This is a genomic window from Paenibacillus sp. Pae15 (assembly GCF_024519685.1).
Classification (GTDB): Bacteria; Bacillota; Bacilli; order Paenibacillales; family NBRC-103111; genus Paenibacillus_G; species Paenibacillus_G naphthalenovorans.
This window is the reverse complement of sequence record NZ_JALJRM010000042.1, coordinates 1-21,256: the sequence shown is the minus strand read 5'-3', so window position 1 is coordinate 21,256 and position 21,256 is coordinate 1. Positions and strand designations below refer to the sequence as shown.

Sequence of the window (21,256 nt, the reverse complement as noted above, 5' to 3'; positions counted from 1 at the left end):
TTGAAAAAGTTTATTTACTTAATGTGATAAGGTTTTAGCGAGGTTAACGATTTTCTTGCTCCAAAATGAACCTCGATAAAACAAATCCCCCAGAGCTGACAGCCTGGGGGGATGACTATGTTATTCCGTTGCTACCGATTGATCGGCTTGCAGACCTACCGGTGCGATGCGTACGAAGTTTGCCTGCAAATTATTCAGCAGGTCTTCAATTTTAGCCGCGGCTTCCGGTTGGCCGGAAGAAGCAAGCGCATCGCGGTATGCGCCGAGCAGTTCATTCAGATCCTTGATGCTTTGTGGACCGACTGCTTCGATTTTTACCTTCGCGCCTTTGGCTATGCGGCGTTCGATCGCTGCTTGATCCAGTCCCATCTCGGGAACAAGACGCTGGTAGATCACGCCTCCGGTCATCCCGGCGCAGATCCATGGACCCGGGTCGCCTAGAACGACGGCGCGTCCGTTGGTCATATACTCGAACGCGAAGCCTTTGAGGTTCGCACGGGCTGCCAGACCGCCCAGCTCATCCCGAAGCGGGGAAGTGATCTCGCCGCCGAACACGACATCTGCGCCCGAGAAACGGATACATGCGCGAGTATCGGCATTGCCTTGGATCAGGAACAAGCCTTTTTGAGCGCCGTAGCCGAAAGATTTACCTACGGAGCCGTTAATGAATTGCTTGTGCTTGCTAGGTGCTTTCAGGATAGAGACCTTACCGCCGAGCGACATTTTGCCGACGCCGTCTTCCGCGCCGCCGTGAACCGTAATTTCCACGCCGCGGGCGTTAAAGGCAGCGAGTCCGTTGCCCGGTACGGAACCGTCGGTCATCGTAATGTTGACCGGAGGAAGCTCGTCGTAGCTGCCGTCGAAACGGTCTCTTACCCGATGGCTGGCATAGCGGCTGCCCAAGATACGGGATTCCGCGTCTACTTTGCTCCACGTGCGCTCTACCGGAGCTGCGAAGGATACGGCATCCGGGAAGAATTCCTGGCCTTCCGCGCCGGCTGCAATACGGATATCCGAGGATACTGCGGCGGCAACTTCACGCTCGGCATCTTTGGCCGCAGCGAAGGAAATCGGAGCCGGACGAAGCAGATCGGAAAGGTCGATGCTCTCCAGATGGCTCGTTTGCTGCAGCAGGTCGGAACGACCTACGAGCTCTTGCGCATTCTTGAAGCCCAATTGAGCGACGATCTCGCGAATTTCTTCACCGATACCGCTGAACAAGCGGACAAGCGATTCAACAGCCGTATCGTATACGCGAGGTACGAAGCGGCGCAGACCTTTCTCTTCAGCTTCTTCCATCGAATCGATTTGCGTCGCGATACCTACGTGGCAAGTATCCAAGTGGCATCCGCGACAGGTCGTACAACCGATCGCTTGCATAGCTATGGAACCGAAGCCGACACGGTTGGCGCCGAGCATAAACATTTTGACGACGTCCGCACCTGATTTCATTCCGCCGTCGGACCAAAGCTCAACCTTATGACGCAGACCGGCGTCGATCAAGGCGAGGTGAGCAAGCTTCGTACCGATTTCCGTCGGAAGTCCCACATGCGTGATGGAGTGGATCCGTGCCGCTCCTGTACCGCCGTCAAAGCCGGAAAGCGTGATAACGTCCGCGCCTGCTTTGGCAACGCCGACAGCAATCGTGCCGATACCCGGCACAACCGGAATTTTAACGATGATTTTCGCTTTGCGTCCGCTTGCTTCCTTCAGCTCGGAAATAATTTGCGCCAAGTCCTCAATCGAATAAATATCGTGGTTATTGGATGGCGAAATCAAATCGGAACCAACGGTAGCATTCCGTGCGGCCGCGATTTTAGCCGTAACCTTCGAACCCGGCAAATGGCCGCCCTCGCCCGGCTTAGCGCCTTGGCCGATTTTGATCTCAAGGAACGCTACGGCGTTGGCCAGTTCTACGTTCACGCCGAAACGTCCGGACGCCACTTGCGCGCCGCGGGTCCGCTTATAGCGGCCCAGCATGTCTTTGATCTCGCCGCCTTCGCCGTTCATGGTTACCATATTCAGTCGCTCGCCGGCTTCCGCATAAGCGCGGAATGCCGTTTCGTTCTGCGAACCGAAGGACATGGAAGAAATGAGCATAGGCAGATCGTGATCGCCGATACCGATATTCACTTGTGACGGGTCCAGCGGTTTACGGCCTTCAGCGTAAGCTTTCTCAAAGTTGAAGTCGGCAACGTGACGGATGGAAATCGGATTTTTCTTTTCCTCTTCGCGCAGCTTGTCGCGGTAATCCGAATAAGGTGCCGCACCGGAAGCCGTATCGCCGAGGGCTTTCCACATCCGTTGGAAGAACCGGAAGTTCCGCGCCGCTTTGGCCTTTGGATTGGTAAAGTCGTTGTAACGGGCTTCCGCATCCGCTTCGAGCTCGGCAAAACCGGTGCCCGCGTTGTCGCTGCCCAGGTAATTGACGATATCCAGCACTTCAGCCAGCTCCGGCTTCAATCCAATGGACGAGAAGAAGCGGGTGTAGCCGCGAAGCTCGTGCGTACCGATGGTGGAGATGACTTTCTCCAAGCCTTTCATCAAGGCGGTGAACACTTTGCGTGCCGCAAGTGCGCCGTCTTTGGACGATGCCGTTGCAAACAAGAGGTAAGGAGACAGCACATCCGCACCCAAACCACAGGCTACTGCGATATCGTGCAGGTTGCGGATCGAAGCGCTGCGCAAAACGAGCGTTGTTTGGCGGCGCAGGTTATCGCCGTGTCCGAGTTTCTCGGCTCTCAAGGCAATATCGACCTTGGATACCGCAAGATGCGGATCCATCCACAGGCGGTCGTTCTGATGCGCCTCACTGTCATCCAGAATCAGCAGCATGGCTCCGTTACGGACCGCTTGGACCGCGTCGGCAGCCAGCTTCTCCAGCGCTTCTTTAAGCGAGGTTCCGCGGGCAAACGTTGTGGAAAGCGTTGCGACGGCATCACCGTTATGAGCGCCGAACAGAGCTACGAGCTGTTCGAAGCTTGGCTGGTTCAGCTCCGTTAAAGAGTCAATGCCGTTGCTGCCTTCAAGCACAACCGGATAAAGCAATTCGATGCGAAGACGGTCATCCGGCTGGCCGTACAGGCTGGGGCGCGGACCTACTACGACACGGGTGGAGAAGTGCTCCATTTCACGGTCGCGGTCGATCGCCGGATTCGTAACGACGGCTACGCTTTCTTTAATGAAGTCCGGAATGTTCACACGTTCCGGGTTCAGAGCGGCATGCGGGCTGTCATGACCGAGGGAACGGATCGGCTCCGCACCGGTCTGTGCCGTGGATTCGATCATCTGGATACCGTCGCGATCCCAGCCAAAAGAGCTGTAGAGCGCGTCTGTCGGCGTAATATCTGCCGAAGGAGCGGCTTCTACCGGCGGCAATTCATTATGCAGGTGCTTGCGCAGTCCTTCGAAGCCGATACGGGCTTGAGCGCGGCTCAGCACAATATTTTGTACCTGATGATACGGAATGACCTGCACATGCTCTCCCGGTGTCAGGATGACCCCGATTTTTTCGCCCGGAGCGATCGGCTTGGGATCGGCTACCATCTCGCCTACCGTGATCACGCCTTGTTCGGAGGAGAAATAAAGGGATGTTTCGCTTTCTACCATCCAGACTGGACGAAGACCAAGGGCATCTACGCTGAAAATACATTCATTGCCGTAGCGGGATACGATCCCGGCCGGGCCTTGCGCGTAATGGCCCCAAGTTTGGCGGTAATAGACATAGAGATCCTGGAGCTCCGGACGGTACAGCTTCATTTCGTTGAGAATCGGCGGGAATACGACTTCCATCGCCTCAAACAGGCTGAGCCCGAAGCGGTGGATGAACGTTTCGATCGTCCGGTTCATATCCTGAGAGTCACTGCCGCCGTCTACGAGCGGTACGCCGACCATATCGGCTTCCAGACGCAATTTCTTGACTGTATTGATCTCGCCGTTGTGGCCGAGCAATGAGAACGGTTGGACGCGGAAAAAGCTTGATTGTGTATTGGTGGAGTAGCGGTTGTGACCAATGGTCACTTGTGCCGCAAACAGAGGGTCGCGAGTATCGTTAAAATATTTAGGCAGAATGCTTGCTGCGCCCATAACCTTGTAAGCTGCGGTTACATTGCTCAGCGTAGCCACATGCACGTTGTATTTGGACTCAATGGCGACATGAAGCTCGAACAAGTGATCGGCTACTTTCACTTCCTGCTTCTCGCACAGCGCTGCGATTTGCCAGAAGGTCGGCTCGTCATTGCGGCCGTTAGGACCAAGCACGCTGCTGTCGACCTCGTTTTCTTGTTCGAGAAGAATGTTGACCTGGAACTGGGAAAACAATTCCCGAATGCCCTTTTGCATCTCGGCAACCGAAATGTCCAGCTTGCGGGGAACAAAAATATGGGCTATGGAAAAGCGCTCATCGTAAGCGAGCTTGCCGTCCAGTCCGGCCTCCGTCAGTTTTTTCTCCCACAGTGCCCTGGGGATATCCGTCAAAATACCGCAGCCGTCCCCTTCGCCGTTAATAAAACCTGAACGATGCTCCATTTTAACAAGGGCATCGATCGTTTTTTGGATGTTGTCGCGGGAAGGAAACCCATCTTTCTCTACAATACAAATGATGCCGCAGCTATCATGTTCGGTGGCCAACAGATTCTGAAAGCGGCCTTCATTACGCATAACTTCGTTCATTCTCGTGGTCAGCAGGCTGACCGTCACCTCCCTGGTAGTTAAAAGTCGGTTCGTACTGAGATCAAGGCTTTGTTCATGTCGCTGCAAGAAGAGATAACAAAGCCAACGTGAGAACGCATTGAATAAAAATTCATTTATTCTGCATAATCGATTGCGCCGGCGGGTTCTCGTTTCTCTTGAAGATATGCATAACTGGGCAATAATAAAAAAATAAATGTGCCCACGTTAATGTAATGAGCGCATATCTTCATAGCTATCATGACTAAAACCTTACATTTAGCCGATAGTATTTGATTTCAAAAGTATTTATAGAATAACATGAAATTGTTTTTGAGACAATAGAACATTCAGGCTGTTAACCAATTGTAAGCGCTATCTATTTTGCATAACTGGTGAATAAAGGAAGTTTTAAGGCGTGGTTACGGGAATAATAAAAAACGAACGAACTATTACCGGATTCCGATAATAGTTCGTGATTCGGGTGATAAAGGGAATTTATTGTCATATGTCCATCGTTTAATCCATTCGCGCAAAAGCGCGTTCTGCCGCCTCGACAGTATATGCAATATCGGCTTGGGTATGTGCGGTCGTCAAGAACCATGCTTCAAATTTGGATGGGGCCAGGCAGATGCCTTCTTCCAGCATGTATCGGAAAAACTGGGCGAATCTCTCGCTGTCCGTATCCTGCGCCTGCTCGTAATCCGTTACAGGGTGGCTGCAGAAGTGCGTCGATAAAGCGCCGCAAATGCGATTGACGGTCAGCGCGATGCCGTGCTTGCCGGCGGCGGCCGTCAGGCCGGCCTCAAGCTCAGCGCCGAGCTTGTCCAGCCGGGCATAGACGCCCGGCTCCTGCAGCGCCTGCAGGCATGCGATGCCTGCGGAGATCGACGCAGGGTTACCCGCCATGGTGCCGGCTTGGTAAGCCGGTCCCAAGGGAGCCACCTGCGACATGATCTCTTGACGGCCTCCGTAGGCTCCGATCGGCAGACCGCCGCCGATGATTTTGCCCAGAGCCGTCAGGTCGGGTTCGATGGCCGCGAAATCCGTTCCCGCAGGCAGGCCGTCAAAGGTTTGCGCCGATCCGTAATGGAACCGGAACGCCGTAATCACCTCGTCATAGATGACGAGGGAGCCGTTGCGGCGTGCGGCGGCGCACAGCCCCTCCAGGAAGCCGGGCTTGGGCATGACCATGCCGAAGTTGCCGACGATGGGCTCGACCATGACCGCGGCTACGTCCTCGCCCCAGCGGGCAAGTGCTTCGTCAAGCGCCGCAAGATTATTGTATGGCACGGTAATCACTTCGTGCGCGATGCTGACCGGGATGCCGGCGCTGTCCGGAATCCCGAGCGTGGAGGGACCGGAGCCCGCGGCAACAAGCACCAAATCCGAGTGGCCGTGATAGCATCCGGCGAATTTGATGATCTTGTTGCGGCCTGTATAAGCGCGGGCCACACGAATCGTTGTCATGACGGCCTCTGTGCCCGAATTGACAAAGCGCACCTTGTCCATCGATGGTATGGCCGCCTTGAGCATGCGGGCGAACTCGATTTCGAGCTCCGTAGGCGTTCCATAGAGTGTTCCGTTCTCTGCCGCACGGCAGATGGCCTCGGTAACCAGAGGGTGAGCGTGGCCAAGGATAATCGGGCCGTATGCAGCCAGATAATCAATGTACCGGTTGCCGTCCTCGTCCCAAAAGTATGCTCCCTTGCCGCGTTTCATAAAGACAGGCGCCCCGCCGCCGACCGCTTTAAAAGAACGCGAAGGGCTGTTCACCCCGCCCACAATATGCTCCAGCGCTTCCTTATATAAGCTCTCGGAGCGCGATCTTGATTTGCTTAAGCCAGATGGATGAGTCATCTTGGTCATTCCTCTCTATTATCGGTGTTCATATTTAAATGCAGCAATGCTTACAAAAAAAGAGGAAGCCGCAGCTTCCCGTTGATCGAAACGCGCTATTCTTTTTTGGTCATGCTGCCTTTGTCCCTGCCAAGGGCTTCATGGGTCTGGGTCACAGGCTTTTCTTCAGGAGCGTATGGATCGCGGCCTTCGAACAGTGACTTCATATAAGAATGCAGCTTGTTCCGGTCTACACTCAGCACGGCCGCTCCGCCAACCCGCCTCTCCACCAGCAGCTCTGCAGGGGGAATCTGCTTGGTGACCATTCCCTCCGCCTTGGCTTCATAAGCCAGAGCTCCCAGCTTCAGCATATCGGTAGTAGTCAGGTTGGTTTCAATGTACGGGTCAATGCTGTTTAAGATTTTGGGCAGCCGGATCAGGGAGCCGGTCGTCTGCATCTTCTCCGCTACCGCTTTAAGAAATTTGCGCTGCCGTTCCGTGCGGGCGTAATCGCTCAACGCGTCGTGGCGGAATCGCACGTACTGCAGAGCTTGTTCTCCGTTAAGATGCTGAAATCCTTTTTTCAGGTTGATATCATACTGGTGATTGTCCGCGGAATCCCTGTAACGCATGTCTTTTTCCACGTCGATCTCAATGCCGCCGATGGCGTCCACAAGCGCGATAAAACCTTCGAAATCGGTCATGACGTAATACTGAATCGGGATCCCGAGCAGGTCGCTGGCTGTTTTCATGGACAAATTCGGTCCACCGATCGCATACGCCGCGTTAATACGGTCGTTTCCTACTCCCGGAATCTTCACATAAGTATCACGCAGAATAGAGAATAAATGCATTTTTTTCGTCATAGGGTCGATAGAAGCGATCATGATGGAATCGGAACGCCCCACCCCGTTGTTGCCGCCGCGGGAATCCCCTCCGAGAATAAGGATATTGACCCGTTCTTTGCCCTCCCATTTGGGAGGAGCGTTATTGTCGGTCAATCCGACTTGTTTAGGCAAAAGCCCTCCAAATTTTGTCGAATCCGATTTTTGAATATTGTTCGCGAAATTTAAAAAGGCATATGTATAATAGCCAATGCCTGCGAGCAGAAGAAGCAAAGCGATAATGAATATTCTTTTGACCGCACGTGCCATGGAAATCAAATCCTTTCCTGTGGGTTCGTCGCTTTTCCAAACCGGACCGTTCGTGTATCATATCGTGTATAGGATTAGACAATACAGCTGAATCATGCGCAATTAGGGCAGGAAACTATTACAATTCATTATAAAAGGTTTCGAGCCATCCCTGCAAGCTTCGGCATTTTTTGACAGGAGGAATGATGTGCCATGCGTTGGGCCATCGATGTTCATGAGCTCCGCAAGGAGTTTAAGGTGCAAAAGAACCGCGAAGGCTTAAAAGGAGCGATTCGCGATTTATTTAACAGGGAATACCATCAGGTCAGGGCTGTCAAGGATATCAGCTTTCAAATCCCCCAAGGGGAAATTTGCGGCTATATCGGGGAGAACGGGGCCGGTAAATCGACCACGATCAAGATGCTTACCGGTATTCTTGTTCCGACCTCGGGCGACATTCGGGTGAACGGCTACATTCCTTATAAGGAACGAGAAAAGTTTGTCCGCGGTATCGGAGTCGTGTTCGGCCAACGCAGCCAGCTTTGGTGGGATATCGGCGTGATTGAGTCGTTCGAGCTGCTTAAGAAGGTGTATCGTGTCTCAGACAGCGACTACCGGGCCAGGCTTGATGAACTGGTAGACCGGCTGAAGCTCGGTGAACTGCTGAACCGGCCGGTACGCAAGCTAAGCCTCGGGCAGCGGATGCGCTGCGAGCTGGCGGCGTCGTTGATTCATAATCCGCAAATCCTGTTTCTGGACGAGCCGACCATTGGACTGGATATTGTGGTGAAAACCGAAATTCGCGAATTTTTAAAGTCGCTGAACAAGCGGTACGGCACGACGATTCTGCTGACCACCCATGATCTTCAGGATATTGAAGCGCTTTGCTCAAGGGTCATTATGCTGGATGACGGGAGGATTATCTATGACGGCGGCCTGGAAGAGCTGAAGGAGCGCTGGGGCAAAGGCAAGGAAGTCATCCTGCGGTTCGCCGAGCCGGTGGCGCTGGAGCGCTTGAAGGCATTGACCCGCGGCCTGGAAGTGAATTGGTCGCTGGATAACGAGCTGACGGCCAGAGTATGGATCCCGCAGCAGCTGACCGGCGTCTCGGACGTATTGGCCCGCGTCGTCGGTGCTATGAATATCGAAGATATCAAGATTGTCGAAACGAACACCGACGACATCGTGCGTGAAATTTACAAAACGGGTTCAAGCGACGTCAAACGGCAGGCTCAGGAAGAGCCGGATGAACGGGAAGTGACCCTTCATGTATAGCGCTTATTTGGATATCATCCGCATCCGTTTTCTTATGATGCTTGCCTACCGGGTCAATTATTACAGCGGAATTATTATTTATGCCATTAATATTGGCGCCTACTACTTTTTATGGAAGGCGATTTACGGATCGAAGGAGCTGCTGGGCGGGATGACCGTCACCCAGATGACCACTTATGTGGCCGTTTCCTGGATGGCGCGGGCGTTTTATTTTAATAACCTGGATCGGGAAATCGCCAATGAAATCAAAGACGGCAGCGTAGCCATTCAGTTTATCCGTCCTTACAATTATATTATTGTCAAAATGATGCAGGGCCTCGGTGAAGGCTTGTTTCGCCTGCTGCTGTTTTCTGTTCCGGGCATGGTGCTCGTTTCCTTGCTGTTTCCCGTCAGCCTGCCGACCGACCCGCAGGTTTGGCTTGTTTTTTTGATCATGCTGTTTTTCAGCTTTTTGATCAATTCCCAAATCAATATCATTACCGGCTTGTGCGCGTTTTTTCTTGAAAATAATGAAGGCCTGATGCGCATGAAACGGGTGGCCGTCGACTTGTTCTCCGGCCTGGTGGTGCCGATCTCGTTCTTCCCCGGGTGGGCGGAAGGAGTGATGAAGCTGCTTCCGTTCCCGGCCATCACTTATTTGCCCGGTTCCGTTTTTACAGGAAAGGTGACCGGCAGTGCGGTATACGGCGTGTTCGCCACACAGATCCTGTGGTTCCTGCTGCTCATCCTTCCGCTGCTAATACTCTGGCGCAGCGCGCGGTCGCGCCTGTTCGTGCAGGGGGGATGAGTGCCATATGTTCTATGCAGGACTGCTGATCAATTATTTTAAAAACTACATGAAAACCCGGCTGACCTACCGTTCCGATTTCTGGATGGAGGTCGTATCCGATCTGTTGTTTAACGGATTGAATCTCTTCTTCATTTTGGTCGTGTTTCAGCATACGGCTGCGATCGGCGAATGGAACCAGCAGCAAATTTTATTTATCTACGGTTATTTTATGGTGCCCTATGGCCTGTTTATTACCTTTTTCAACCTATGGGGCTTCAGCGAACGGTATATTGTCAAAGGGGAAATGGACCGGATTTTGACGCGGCCGGCACACAATCTGGTGCAGCTGATGCTGGAAAATATGGATCCGTCGTCTTTGTTCAACGCATTGGTCGGGTTGATCATCATGGGCTACTCCTGGAGCCGGCTCGATCTTGGACTGATGTGGTATGATCCGTTCGTATTTATCCTGTTGGTTGCAGGTTCGATCATGATCTACGGGGGAATCTATATTTTCTTCACTTCGCTGTCGTTCTTCTCGGATTCGCCGACCGGCATCACGCCGATGCTGTGGAATCTGCAAAACTACGGCAGATACCCGGTGACCATTTACAACCGGCTGATCAATATCATGCTGACCTGGGTGCTGCCGTTCGGGTTTGTAGGTTTTTATCCCGCGGCTTATTTCCTGGATCGGGCCAATTGGGGGTCGTTCGCTTTACTGACGCCGCTTGTAGGCGCCGTCTTCTTGACCATCGGGCTGACCGTATGGAATTACGGAGTGAAGCGGTATCGTGGAGCGGGATCATAAGCTTTTGTTGGGGCAGGCTAACGGACTAAAGCAGTCGGCCTGCCTTCCTTAATAAATGGATCGAGGGTGTGTTTGTTGAGTATGCCCTGCCAAGACTGTATAATGCTTGTATAAATTGTAAGGAGGAGGCATTCATGTCATCTATCGAAGTGGGACAAATCGTCCCCGATTTTACACTCCAAGCCGGCGGCGGAAAAAGGGTGTCGCTGAAGCAATTCCGTGGCCGCAAGGTCGTTATTTACTTTTACCCCAAAGATATGACGCCGACGTGTACGGAAGAGTCGTGTCATTTTCGCGATTATAACGATCAGTTCAGGCAGTTAAACGTGGAGGTGATCGGCATTAGCCCCGACGATCCGAAATCTCATGAGAAATTTGCGGCGAAGCACGAGCTGCCTTTTTTGCTGCTTTCCGATCCGGATCATGCGGTATGTGAGCAGTTCGGGGTATGGACCCTTAAGAAAATGTACGGCAAAGAATACATGGGGGTTGAACGATCCACGTTCCTGATCGACGAAGAAGGCAGGCTGGTAAAAGAATGGCGCAAGGTCAAAGTGAAAGGTCATGTGGAGCAGGTGCTGGAGGCTGTGAAGGCGTTATAAGCCATTGTTCCGTAAAGCGAACAGACCTTATTGAATCTCTTACGGCTCGGCTATTGTCCCCGGAGTATGGGGAGAACCTTCATAGGGCAGATTTCTCAACTCCATGTTCTCCCTGCTTACGTTTTTCACCCCAATCTTTCCTATATAACGGTCAACCGCGTATGTTTTCTCTACTTTATGCTTTTGTGACATGTAAATTTACATATATATCATTTTTACACAAAACACCGCAAAGCCCATGAATCAGGTTTTGCGGTGCTCTGGTATATGGCGAAAAATCGATTCCCGTTATGCGGGACGGCCCGGTTTGTTCAATAAAAATGTGTATCGACAAGGATAAATCTGGAATAGAATATAAACGTGGAAGGTTTGGTAAGTTTGATTATATATAGTAATTAGTAAGGATAAATATACATAATTCGGGCGCTTCTCCCATATAGTCTATTAACGCCACTTTTAATAGATTGTACGGAGGGATTGCTCATGATGCGCGGAATATGTGCTTTTGGCTGCAGCAGACTTGTACCTGTTATTTTACGGATGCTTTGTTTGATGCTGTTGTTTGCGGTCTTTCCGAATACGGCATGGGCTATGCCCTGCAGTATGGGGGAAGAAGAGGCTGTATTTGCGCAGTTGCAAGCAGGGAAACGGATGGAAGCCGAAAAAACGTATTCCGTGCCGGCGGACCCGACGGTATACTTGACCTTTGATGACGGACCAAGCCAGCTGACGCCCAAGGTACTGGATATTTTGCAGGCCGAGGGGGTTCAGGCGACCTTCTTTGTGCTGGGGGAACAGGCGGAACAGAGACCTGAATTGGTGCGCCGGATCGTGAAAGAAGGACATGTCCTGGGCAATCATACTTATAATCATAAATATAAGGAGCTTTATTCCGATTTCAGTGTATTTTGGGATCAGGTGCAAAAGACGGAGAAGGTGCTGGCGGACCAAACGGGGGAGCGAACACGTTTATTGCGTGCGCCCGGCGGGACGTTCGGCCATTTTGACGCGTTCTACTATCATTATTTGAGTCTGGCGGGGTACGAGGTGTATGACTGGAACATCGACAGTGAGGATGCGCGTCGGCCCGGCATGACGGCGGAGAGCATCTATCGTACGGTGGAGAAGGGTCCCTTCCGTCATGAATTGATCGTTCTGATGCATGATGGCCCGGGCCATGAGGAGAGCGTAAAAGCGCTGCCGCGGATCATTCGGCTGTTTAAAGAAAAAGGCTATGCGTTTGCTACGCTTTCTTCCAGCGTGAAGCCGGTCCAGTTCTCCCTTGGCAAGCAGAAGTGGCCGCGTACCGTAAGCAGGGAGAAGTATGAACAAATGGTTGCGGCCGCAAGGGAGCATGGGAAATTGTGGTCTGATCTCCCGAATATTCGTCAGACTCCGCAAACGATGATTGCCGCTGAGGGGGCCGTACCGGGGCCGGAGCGGCTTCGGCTGCAGACAGGAGGGACCGCTGTCAGTCTGGCAAAGTCGGAAATGATTTATCGGGACGGGTATTATCTGGTTCCGATTCGGCAGCTGTCCTCCTTGATGGGCGGTACGGTGGAGTGGAAAGAACAGGACAGGACCGCTGCCGTGACCAGGGGGCTTTATCAGGCGGAGTACGATTTTGCGCAAAGGGAGCTCCGCGTGATAAATCCGGCTGGAGCGCTGCAGACGATTTCACTGCCCGAAATGGAAGTGCGGGATGGCGTGCTGTACGTTCCACTGCGCAAGACGCTGGAGCTGTTCGGCGGCCGGGTGACGGCTTACCTTGCCGAGGCTGAGCCGGGAACGGCGGAAGTGCGAATCTCTCTCTCGGGACCATACGGAAGCTGGTGGGGAATCTATCAACAGCTGAAAGAGACGGCTGGATTGTCTAAACACTCTGAAACCCGGACATACTAGAAACATAGAGTGCAAGACGGGGAGTCCGGCGTTGACAGCAGAAAGGATAGGGCTGTAACCGCTTCTGGAGCGTTTCCGGCTTGCCGAAACTTTCGGGAGGTTTTGAGAGATGACGACGCCCTCAGTTCAACCGGATTCGCCGGATACGGTATTGGAACGCATTGTGTATCAAGTCGAAAAGGTCATCGTAGGCAAACGGAACGTGATCGAGAAGCTGCTTGTGGCGCTGCTCTGCGGCGGACATGTCCTGCTGGAGGACGTGCCCGGCGTCGGCAAAACGATGCTCGTGCGCGCACTTGCCAGAACGATAGACAGCCGGTTCAAGCGTATTCAATGCACACCGGATTTGCTGCCGTCCGATTTGACGGGAGTCTCGGTCTATAACCAAAGGACCGCCGAGTTTGAATATCGTCCCGGACCGCTGCTGGCCAATATCATTCTGGCCGACGAGCTCAACCGGACTTCGCCCCGGACCCAGGCGGCTATGCTGGAGGCCATGGAGGAGAAGCGAGTGACGGTCGACGGGACGACATATCCGCTGCCGGAGCCGTTTTTTATTCTGGCGACGCAAAATCCCGTCGATTTCGAAGGGACGTTCCCGCTGCCGGAGGCGCAGTTGGACCGCTTTTTATTAAAGCTTCATCTCGGTTATCCTGACGCTCGGGATGAGGTAGAAATGCTCAACCGGATGGAAGATGCGTTTCCGCTGTCGCGCATCCGTACCGTTATTCTTCAGGAGGAGTTTACGGCACTGCAAAAAGAAGTTCGTACGGTCCATGTCGACGAGACGATCAAGCAATATATTGTGGGGCTGACGACAGCTACGAGACAACATCCGGACGTAACGCTCGGAGCCAGTCCGCGGGCATCGATTGCGCTGATGCGGGCCTCTCAGGCCCAGGCTTTCCTGCAGGGCAGAAGGTATGTCATTCCGGACGATGTCAAGGAGCTGAGCGTGCCTGTCCTTGCGCACCGGTTGATGCTGTCGTCCTCTGCCCTGTTTGGGGGACTGACCGCGGAAGCGGTTATTGATGCGGTGGTCTCCGCAGCGCCGGTGCCGGTCCGCAGGCATGCGGCTGGTTGAGAAGGGCGGCGGATGCAGTGATGCGCGGCGCAATCGTTCTGTTGGGTATGATCGGCCTTCTGGGGGCTTCAGGGTGGTGGGCGATGTCCTGGGGCGGCAGAACGGCATGGTTTCTGGTTTATGTTTCGTTATCTTTGCTCATGTACGCTGTGCTTGTGTATGCGTCGTTAAAGCGGGGCATCCGGGTGGAGCGGGAGGGCCGCGGTCCGGGAGCAGGATGGGGCTTGGAGCGCCCTGGAGGAGAAGAGCTCAGGGAACGGCTCCGTATCCTTGCAGGAGAGTCTCCGGTGCTTTCTTACCGGTTGACGGCTTCGGGGGTCCTGCCCGGGGTCTGGCTGATGCTGGAGGAGCGCTGGGTCCATGAGGGTACGGGCGAGCGCATGACGCTGCGCGGTGCGAGCGCGGCGGGATTCGGCCGCACCACGGTGGTGCGCTGCGGCCTCCAGGCCCCCGGTCGCGGGGTGTATGTGCGCGAGGCGCTGATCGTTCGCGCCAGCGACGCCTTCGGTCTCCTGCGTGTAGAGCGCAGGAGCGGCGGCGGGGGGCAGCTGTGGGTGCTGCCCCGGGTGGGGGCTGTGGCTGCGGAGCCGGGCGCGGGCCCGGATGGGACGCGTCCGCCGGTACGGCAGCCGCAGGCTTGGACGGCCGCGGCGCAGGTGAGCGGCACTCGGCCTTATGCGCCGGGGGATCCGCTGAGGCGGATCCACTGGCGCAGCACCGCGCGCACGGGCGAGCTGCGCGCGAAGGAGACGGAGCTGCCCGCCGCCGTGCGGCAGCTCGTGGTGTTGGACGCGGCCGGAGCCGGGGAGAGCACGGGAGCCGCCCTGTGGGCGGATCCTGCGCTGGCGGCGGCGGTGGAGGCCGCGGCGGGTATTGCCCGGCGAGGGCTCGAGCTGGGCGGGCGCGTGCGCCTTGCCGTCAGCGACGGGCAAGGGAGTGTAGCCGAAGCGCAGGGACGGGAGCGCTTCGGCGAGCTGCTGCAGCTGCTGGCTGCGGTGCCGCGGGGCGGCGCCCGCCCCGAAGCCTTCGCCGCGCTCGCGCTGCGCGAATCCCGGCAGGCCGGCGTCGGAGCGGTCACGCTCGTCACGGCCCGCGCCGACGCGCAGCTGGCTGCGGCCTTGCGTCTGCTGCCGCGGGGCGCCGCGCGCGTTGTCTTCGTGCACGGGCCGGGAGCGCTTCCCGGGCCCGTGCACGCGTGGAAGCGGCAGCTCGAGTCGCTCGGCTGCCGCGTGACGCTGGCGCCGGCGAATGGTCCGGCCGCGCCGCTGAAGGGAGGTGCCGGCCATGCCTTATCCGGCACCTGATCCAGCCGCGGCCCGGCAAGCCTCCGCCCCCGCGTCGTGGGCGGCCGATGCGGCGCTCAGCGGGCTGATGCTCCTGCTGCTGCTGGAATGGCTCTATCCGCTGCGCCGGCTCGCGGATATCACCGAGGTGACCTCCATCGCTCCTTTTGCGGTCACCTTTGTGTTCCTGGCAGCCGTAGATACGCTTCGTTTGCCCGGCTGGGTCCTATGGCTGTTCAAGACACTGTGGATCCTCGGGATAACGGCTTGGTTGCACAATGGGCAAGCGGTTCCTTCCCTGGAGTGGTGGGCGGATTTCGGCCGCGAGCTGTGGATGGATGCGGCGGAGGGCCTGGAAGGCAATCTGGCGGCATGGGAACCGGCTACGCGGACCCTGTTGTTTATGACGGGATGGGCTTTTTTCATCTCCGTACTTCAAACGTTTGTACTGGAGCGGCGGCAGATCCTGTGGTTTTGGGGGATGACGATCCTCTTTTTGGCTTTCGTTCAATTGTTTTTCACCATCGACATGTTCCCGGCCGTTTTGCGCTGCACGGGAGTCAGCCTGCTGCTTCAAGGGCTGCTTCAGCAGGGAAGATGGTATGATTGGCGTTTGGAGGCGGCCGCCGATGGTTCCTCTAAAGCCCGGGTGCCTGAGGCGCGGGATGCTGCGCTGAAGAGCTCCGCCGCACCGCTGGCCGGTCTGCTTCTGACCGCAGCCTGCATGGCTGTGGGCTGGCTTGGCACGCTGCTGCATCCGCAAGAGATGCGCGAGCTTGACTGGTCCCGGTACATCCGGGAATTCGAAGAGCGGTTCCACAGCGAGGCCTGGAACCAAAGGCATGCCGCGGTCATGGCGAACACCGGACGCACGGGCTACGGCTCGGACGATACCCGGCTCGGACAGCCGCTGCAGCCTGACCAAAGCCCTGCCTTTATCGCCGTGACCCCAAGGCTTACCTATTGGCGGGGAGAAGCCAAGAGTTATTATACCGGGCAGGGTTGGACCCAGCCGGATAGCCTGATGGTGCAGTACTTGGCCGATCCCCCGGGATGGGATCCGGATGCTCCCGCGGAGAATGCGTACTATGTGCCCGTTAGGCAAACGATCCGGATCCAGGATGAAGGGCTGAACCACCAACTGTTTGCCGGAGGCGAGCTCATCCGGGTGCAATTTCTGCAATCGGCCGGAGGACAGCCGATTCCCGTGAATTTGGTCTGGAGACAGTTGTGGTCGGAGCGGATCATGATTCCGGTTATGACGGATCCTTTAGCCGAGTATGAGATCGAGTCGCTGGTCCCTGCGGACCGAACGGCTCTTCGAGCTTTGTTAAACGAAGTGGATCCTTCCTATCCTCCCGAGATCGAAGAGCGGTTTCTGCAGCTGCCTGATTCGCTTCCGGAGCGGGTGAAGCAGCTGGCTGCGGGCATCGCGGGCGGGGAGTCCTCTCCTTACGCCAAAGCGGAGGCTATTGAGCGCTACCTTCGTGAACATTACACTTACAGTCTTCATGAGACTAGAGCGGTGCAGGAAAAGGAAGATGCGGCGGACCGGTTCTTGTTCGAGCAAAAAACCGGCTACTGCGACCACTTTTCCACCGCCATGGTGGTGCTTCTCCGCTCCGTCGGCGTACCTGCCCGGTGGGTCAAGGGGTTTACGCCCGGCGAGGTTTTGGCGGTCGACGGGGAGGCCGGCAGCGAGCGGTATACCGTACAGGTGCGGCAAAACCATGCGCATTCCTGGGCGGAAGTATATTTTCCTTCTGTCGGGTGGGTTCCTTTCGAGCCGACTCCCGCATCCGGCGGAGCCGGCAGCGAGGGAACGGCCGCATCCCCCGCGGCGGCAGCGCCTTCGGAAAGCGGCGGCGGGGTCTGGGAGCGGACGCTTCACGGAGTTGACTCCCTGCTGTCCGCGGCACGCGCGGTTTATGGCGGCTTGTCCACAGCTTTCAACGCGGTTTGGGCATCCATCCGCATGCTGCTGTCCACACCGGGGATAAGCTTATGGGGGAAGTTATCCCTGGGGATCGCTGCTGCGGGAATAGCGGCTCTTATGCTGCTTATCCACATGTGGACAAAAAAAGCCGGCACGCTCGCCTCATCTTCGGACTCAATCTCTATCGCCGTTCACAGCTGGCGCCGCGCGGCTCTGCTGCGCTTGGGCGAGCGGATGTGGCGTCGTCTGCAGCGCTCGTACGGGCGTGCGCTGCCGTCGATGACCCTCCGTGAGTACGCGAGTTCCCGCCGCTGCCGCACCGAAACGCAGCGCATCGCCTTACTCCGGCTGACTGAGCAGCTGGAGACGCTGCATTACGCCGATCCGGACCATCGGGACACGGTCGTGACGCGCCACACGCTTGCCGAAGCCTGGCGTCGCCTGAAGCAAAGCCTGTAACCAAGAAGCTCCGGTTCCGGAGCGGAATGGACGCAGGCTTTTTTTCCCTGCTTTTGAAAGCTTGAGGTAAGGCAGAGACATGTTTGTCCACGTTTTGACACGACTTTTGGAGGACAGGCATTGCCCTTTAACCGGCGTAAGCTTATAATTAGGTTCATTGAAAAAGGAACGATACAAGCAGGAGGAACCTATTTATCATGGAAAAACCTAATGAAATTATTGTGGTGCTCGACTTCGGAGGACAGTACAACCAGCTGATCGCGCGCCGGATCCGCGACTTGGGCGTGTACAGCGAGCTGCTGCCTTACAATACCCCGGTTGACAAAATCCGCGAGCTGCAGCCCAAAGGCATCGTCTTCTCGGGCGGTCCCGCCAGCGTGTACGGGGAGGAGTCCCCGCTGGTGGATCCTGCCGTTTACGGGCTTGGCGTGCCGATCTTGGGCATTTGCTACGGAATGCAGATGATGGCTCATCAGCTGCAGGGCAAGGTGGAGCCGGCTTCGAAACGGGAATACGGCAAGGCGGAGGTTGATTTTGCTGACTCTTGCGGTCTTGTGCACGGTCTTGACAAGAAACAGACGGTTTGGATGAGCCACAGCGATCTTGTTGTGCAGCCGCCGGAAGGGTTCGTGGTGGATGCGAGCACCGAGCATGCGCCGATCGCGGCAATGAGCCATCCGGACAAAAAAATGTTCGCCGTCCAATTCCACCCGGAAGTGCGGCACTCGGTCTACGGCAATGAAATGATTCGCAATTTCCTGTTCCATATCTGCGGCTGTGAAGGAACCTGGAGCATGGAAACCTTCATTGAAGATGCGGTGCGCGATATCCGCGAGCAGGTGGGCGACCAGAAGGTGCTTTGCGCGCTGAGCGGCGGCGTGGATTCTTCCGTCGTAGCGATGCTGATCCATAAAGCGGTCGGCGATCAGCTGACCTGTATGTTTATTGATCACGGCCTGCTTCGCAAAGGGGAAGCGGAGAGCGTTATGGATACGTTCGTCGGCAAATTTGATATGAAAGTCGTCAAAATCGACGCCCGCGAGCGGTTCCTCAAAAAATTGAGCGGTGTGGACGATCCGGAGCAAAAACGGAAAATCATCGGCAATGAGTTTATCCGCGTATTTGAAGAAGAATCGGCGCGGTTCGACGATTTCGCTTTTCTCGCGCAGGGCACGCTGTACACGGATATCGTGGAAAGCGGTACGGCTACGGCGCAAACGATCAAGTCGCACCATAACGTAGGCGGCCTGCCGGAAGATATGAAGTTCAAGCTGGTGGAGCCGTTAAAGGCGCTGTTCAAGGACGAGGTGCGCAAAGTCGGCGAAGAGTGCGGCCTGCCGGCGGAGATCGTGTGGCGCCAGCCATTCCCGGGTCCGGGACTTGCGATTCGCGTGCTTGGCGAGGTGACGGAAGAGAAGCTGGAGATTGTGCGCGAATCCGATGCGATTCTCCGCGATGAAATCGCCAAAGCCGGGCTTGACCGTGAAATTTGGCAGTACTTTACCGCACTGCCTAACATGAAGAGCGTCGGTGTCATGGGCGACGCGCGCACGTATTCCTACACGGTAGGCATCCGGGCCGTCACGTCGATCGACGGCATGACGGCGGACTGGGCGCGCATTCCGTGGGATGTGCTTGAGAAAATCTCGACCCGCATCGTGAACGAAGTCAATAACGTCAACCGCGTGGTGTACGATATTACTTCCAAACCGCCGGCGACGATCGAGTGGGAGTAAACGGGATAAATTCAACGCCGTCAATCGCTTGGAAGCCTTGATACACAAGGGTTTCCAGCGTTGGCGGTATTGAAAGTTCGAGTTCACCTGCAACAATAGAGTGCAAAAAATTACTCTCTTTTATCTGCGTTGTTTAGCAAATAGAAGGGAGTATTTTTTATGACAAAAATCCATGAGTTGATTGAAGATTTCAAGCTTAACCAAGAAATTTTGGGTAGGGAAAAGAGATACGTTGATCTTTGTGTGTTCCGCTTGAACAGGTGGCAAAGGTTTACGGTTAAAGAGTTGGGTGTTTCTGAGGTTGAAGAAGTGACACAGCTTCATATCAAGAAATACATACAGGAACGTCAATGAGTCGGAAGGGAAGTCAACAGAACGATCAATAACAACATAGCCACGTTAAAAGTGTTTTTCCAATACTTGGTGAGTGAGGAGTTTATTGATGAGCAAAGTAACCCCATGCGGAGGATTAAGAACCTAAAAGAAGAAAAGACGGTCATTAAAACAGGAAAGGTTCAAGAAAAGGCTACAGGATGAAATCGAGGATTACTACTTCCTAGACCACAGTTGGCAGTAAAATTATCCCGCTCCCGCATCAACAAAATTCTAAAAGAACCTCAAAGAAGAGACTTATTCCAATGTACGCGATAAGCTTATTCTTATCATGCTCTTTGACACGGGTATAAGGGTTTCTGAGCTATGCAACATCAAGAATGATGATATTGTTCGGAGGCACATTCTGATTCACGGAAAAGGCTCTAAACAACGTCTGGTGTACATTAGCAATATCATGCGGAAGTACATGAGCAGGCTGATGGGTCATTTTGATACTCAAATTACTTCAAAGTATTTAAGGGGATTAGAGCAGGAGGATATATTACATATTGGTCGATTACATAGTCCTCTTAATGGAGTGAAGATAAAACAAGGTTCAGTGGAAGGGGTTAAAATGACGAGGCTTAACATTGAACTTGACGATGCCACTACCCAAAGCTCGCTAAAGATTGCTCAGCGCCATTGTAAGCTTGCTTTAGAACACTCCAAGGCAAATACCTTGCCAAAACGCAGAGAAGCCATAAGAGCCGAAATTGGGCGTTTGAGAGCGGAAAGAAATGCTCTGCTAGAGTCCTTCGAGCTGGAGGGCATGAAATGAGCGAGGAAAGACAAAAGTACGAACAGCTTGTTCGCGAAGAAGATGATCTGGTTTACAAGATCGAAACATATCAAGAAGCAATTACAGCGTTATTGACGCTGGTTCATAAGCGCGGCGTATCTAATCTTCATTTACTGACCATTGAAGATATATTAATGACGGTACATTCGGCAGAAGTTACTTGTCAAACTGAACTGCTCCATGTGAGGCTTGCGAAGAGTGTCTTGTCGAATACACTCACACAAACGCTACAATCAGCGATTGTCACCTCGAATGAAGCTGTCTGAATACTCGAATCATAAAAATGGTGGCTGTCCCATAAGTAGTTTTTAACTACGCAGGGACGGCCCTGTTTTCTTAACTTCTCGTTTCCATACAGAAAAAAAGGTCGAGTAGGGGGCTATACGTACTCTCCTACTCGATCTTTTTGGTTCATCGCCGCCCACTTTAATAAATTATGGGCAAGGGAAAGCCACCCGACCTCCAGGCTCACTTTGGGCAAGCCGCGAAGCAGGAAACGCCGGAAGTATAATGCTCCCGGTTGAGACACGGGAGAGTGATAAATAAGTTATAATGAAGCTATGGAAAAACGGAACCGATATACCT

At 54.5% G+C, this 21,256-nt stretch carries 15 protein-coding genes; 12 read left to right on the top strand and 3 right to left on the bottom strand.

The annotated features are described in order from the left end of the window. Positions 1-120 precede the first annotated feature (120 nt). The 3 genes from NR121_RS23420 to NR121_RS23410 form a co-directional block, all read right to left on the bottom strand. Positions 121-4,671: a glutamate synthase-related protein gene (locus NR121_RS23420; RefSeq protein WP_375162536.1), complete on the bottom strand. Its 4,551-nt coding sequence runs from the start codon at positions 4,669-4,671 to the stop codon at positions 121-123. A gap of 516 nt (positions 4,672-5,187) precedes the next feature. Continuing rightward, positions 5,188-6,528, bottom strand: a complete 1,341-nt coding sequence (locus tag NR121_RS23415; protein WP_062409924.1) for a glutamate-1-semialdehyde 2,1-aminomutase — start codon at positions 6,526-6,528, stop codon at positions 5,188-5,190. 95 nt (positions 6,529-6,623) lie between these two features. Beyond that, on the bottom strand, positions 6,624-7,661 hold the full coding sequence (locus NR121_RS23410; RefSeq protein ID WP_062409923.1) for an LCP family protein: 1,038 nt from the start codon (positions 7,659-7,661) through the stop codon (positions 6,624-6,626). 192 nt (positions 7,662-7,853) lie between these two features. On the opposite strand from NR121_RS23410, the gene NR121_RS23405 reads away from it, so the two are divergent. From NR121_RS23405 to NR121_RS23345, 12 genes are all read left to right on the top strand, one after another. After that, entirely contained in the window at positions 7,854-8,915 is a 1,062-nt protein-coding gene (locus NR121_RS23405; RefSeq protein ID WP_062409922.1) for an ABC transporter ATP-binding protein, read from the top strand. Further along, on the top strand, positions 8,908-9,702 hold the full coding sequence (locus NR121_RS23400) for an ABC transporter permease (RefSeq protein WP_062409921.1): 795 nt from the start codon (positions 8,908-8,910) through the stop codon (positions 9,700-9,702). The genes NR121_RS23405 and NR121_RS23400 overlap by 8 nt, the downstream gene beginning before the upstream one ends. Positions 9,703-9,709: 7 nt before the next feature. Continuing rightward, on the top strand, positions 9,710-10,495 hold the full coding sequence (locus tag NR121_RS23395) for an ABC transporter permease (protein ID WP_054820247.1): 786 nt from the start codon (positions 9,710-9,712) through the stop codon (positions 10,493-10,495). 134 nt (positions 10,496-10,629) lie between these two features. After that, positions 10,630-11,097, top strand: a complete 468-nt coding sequence (gene bcp / locus NR121_RS23390; RefSeq protein ID WP_062409920.1) for a thioredoxin-dependent thiol peroxidase — start codon at positions 10,630-10,632, stop codon at positions 11,095-11,097. Positions 11,098-11,580: 483 nt separating this feature from the next. Further along, a complete protein-coding gene (locus NR121_RS23385; RefSeq protein WP_082660883.1) occupies positions 11,581-12,999 on the top strand; it encodes a polysaccharide deacetylase family protein in 1,419 nt (472 codons plus the stop codon). A gap of 109 nt (positions 13,000-13,108) precedes the next feature. Continuing rightward, positions 13,109-14,083, top strand: a complete 975-nt coding sequence (locus NR121_RS23380) for an AAA family ATPase (protein ID WP_062409919.1) — start codon at positions 13,109-13,111, stop codon at positions 14,081-14,083. Positions 14,084-14,370: 287 nt separating this feature from the next. Next, entirely contained in the window at positions 14,371-15,387 is a 1,017-nt protein-coding gene (locus NR121_RS23375) for a DUF58 domain-containing protein (RefSeq protein WP_235594167.1), read from the top strand. Then, positions 15,368-17,761 carry a transglutaminase-like domain-containing protein gene (locus tag NR121_RS23370; RefSeq protein ID WP_062409917.1) on the top strand — a complete coding sequence of 798 codons (2,394 nt, stop codon included), beginning with the start codon at positions 15,368-15,370 and terminating at the stop codon, positions 17,759-17,761. Before NR121_RS23375 ends, NR121_RS23370 begins: the two co-directional genes overlap by 20 nt. A gap of 197 nt (positions 17,762-17,958) precedes the next feature. Further along, complete coding sequence (guaA, locus tag NR121_RS23365; protein WP_062409916.1) at positions 17,959-19,497, top strand: glutamine-hydrolyzing GMP synthase; 1,539 nt, start codon at positions 17,959-17,961, stop codon at positions 19,495-19,497. Between the two features lie 159 nt (positions 19,498-19,656). Continuing rightward, on the top strand, positions 19,657-19,851 hold the full coding sequence (locus NR121_RS23360) for a hypothetical protein (RefSeq protein WP_054820335.1): 195 nt from the start codon (positions 19,657-19,659) through the stop codon (positions 19,849-19,851). A gap of 310 nt (positions 19,852-20,161) precedes the next feature. Continuing rightward, positions 20,162-20,650, top strand: coding sequence for a tyrosine-type recombinase/integrase (locus NR121_RS23350; protein WP_256846982.1), 489 nt, complete (start codon positions 20,162-20,164; stop codon positions 20,648-20,650). Further along, positions 20,647-20,937 carry a hypothetical protein gene (locus NR121_RS23345; RefSeq protein WP_054820336.1) on the top strand — a complete coding sequence of 97 codons (291 nt, stop codon included), beginning with the start codon at positions 20,647-20,649 and terminating at the stop codon, positions 20,935-20,937. Before NR121_RS23350 ends, NR121_RS23345 begins: the two co-directional genes overlap by 4 nt. Positions 20,938-21,256: the final 319 nt, after the last annotated feature.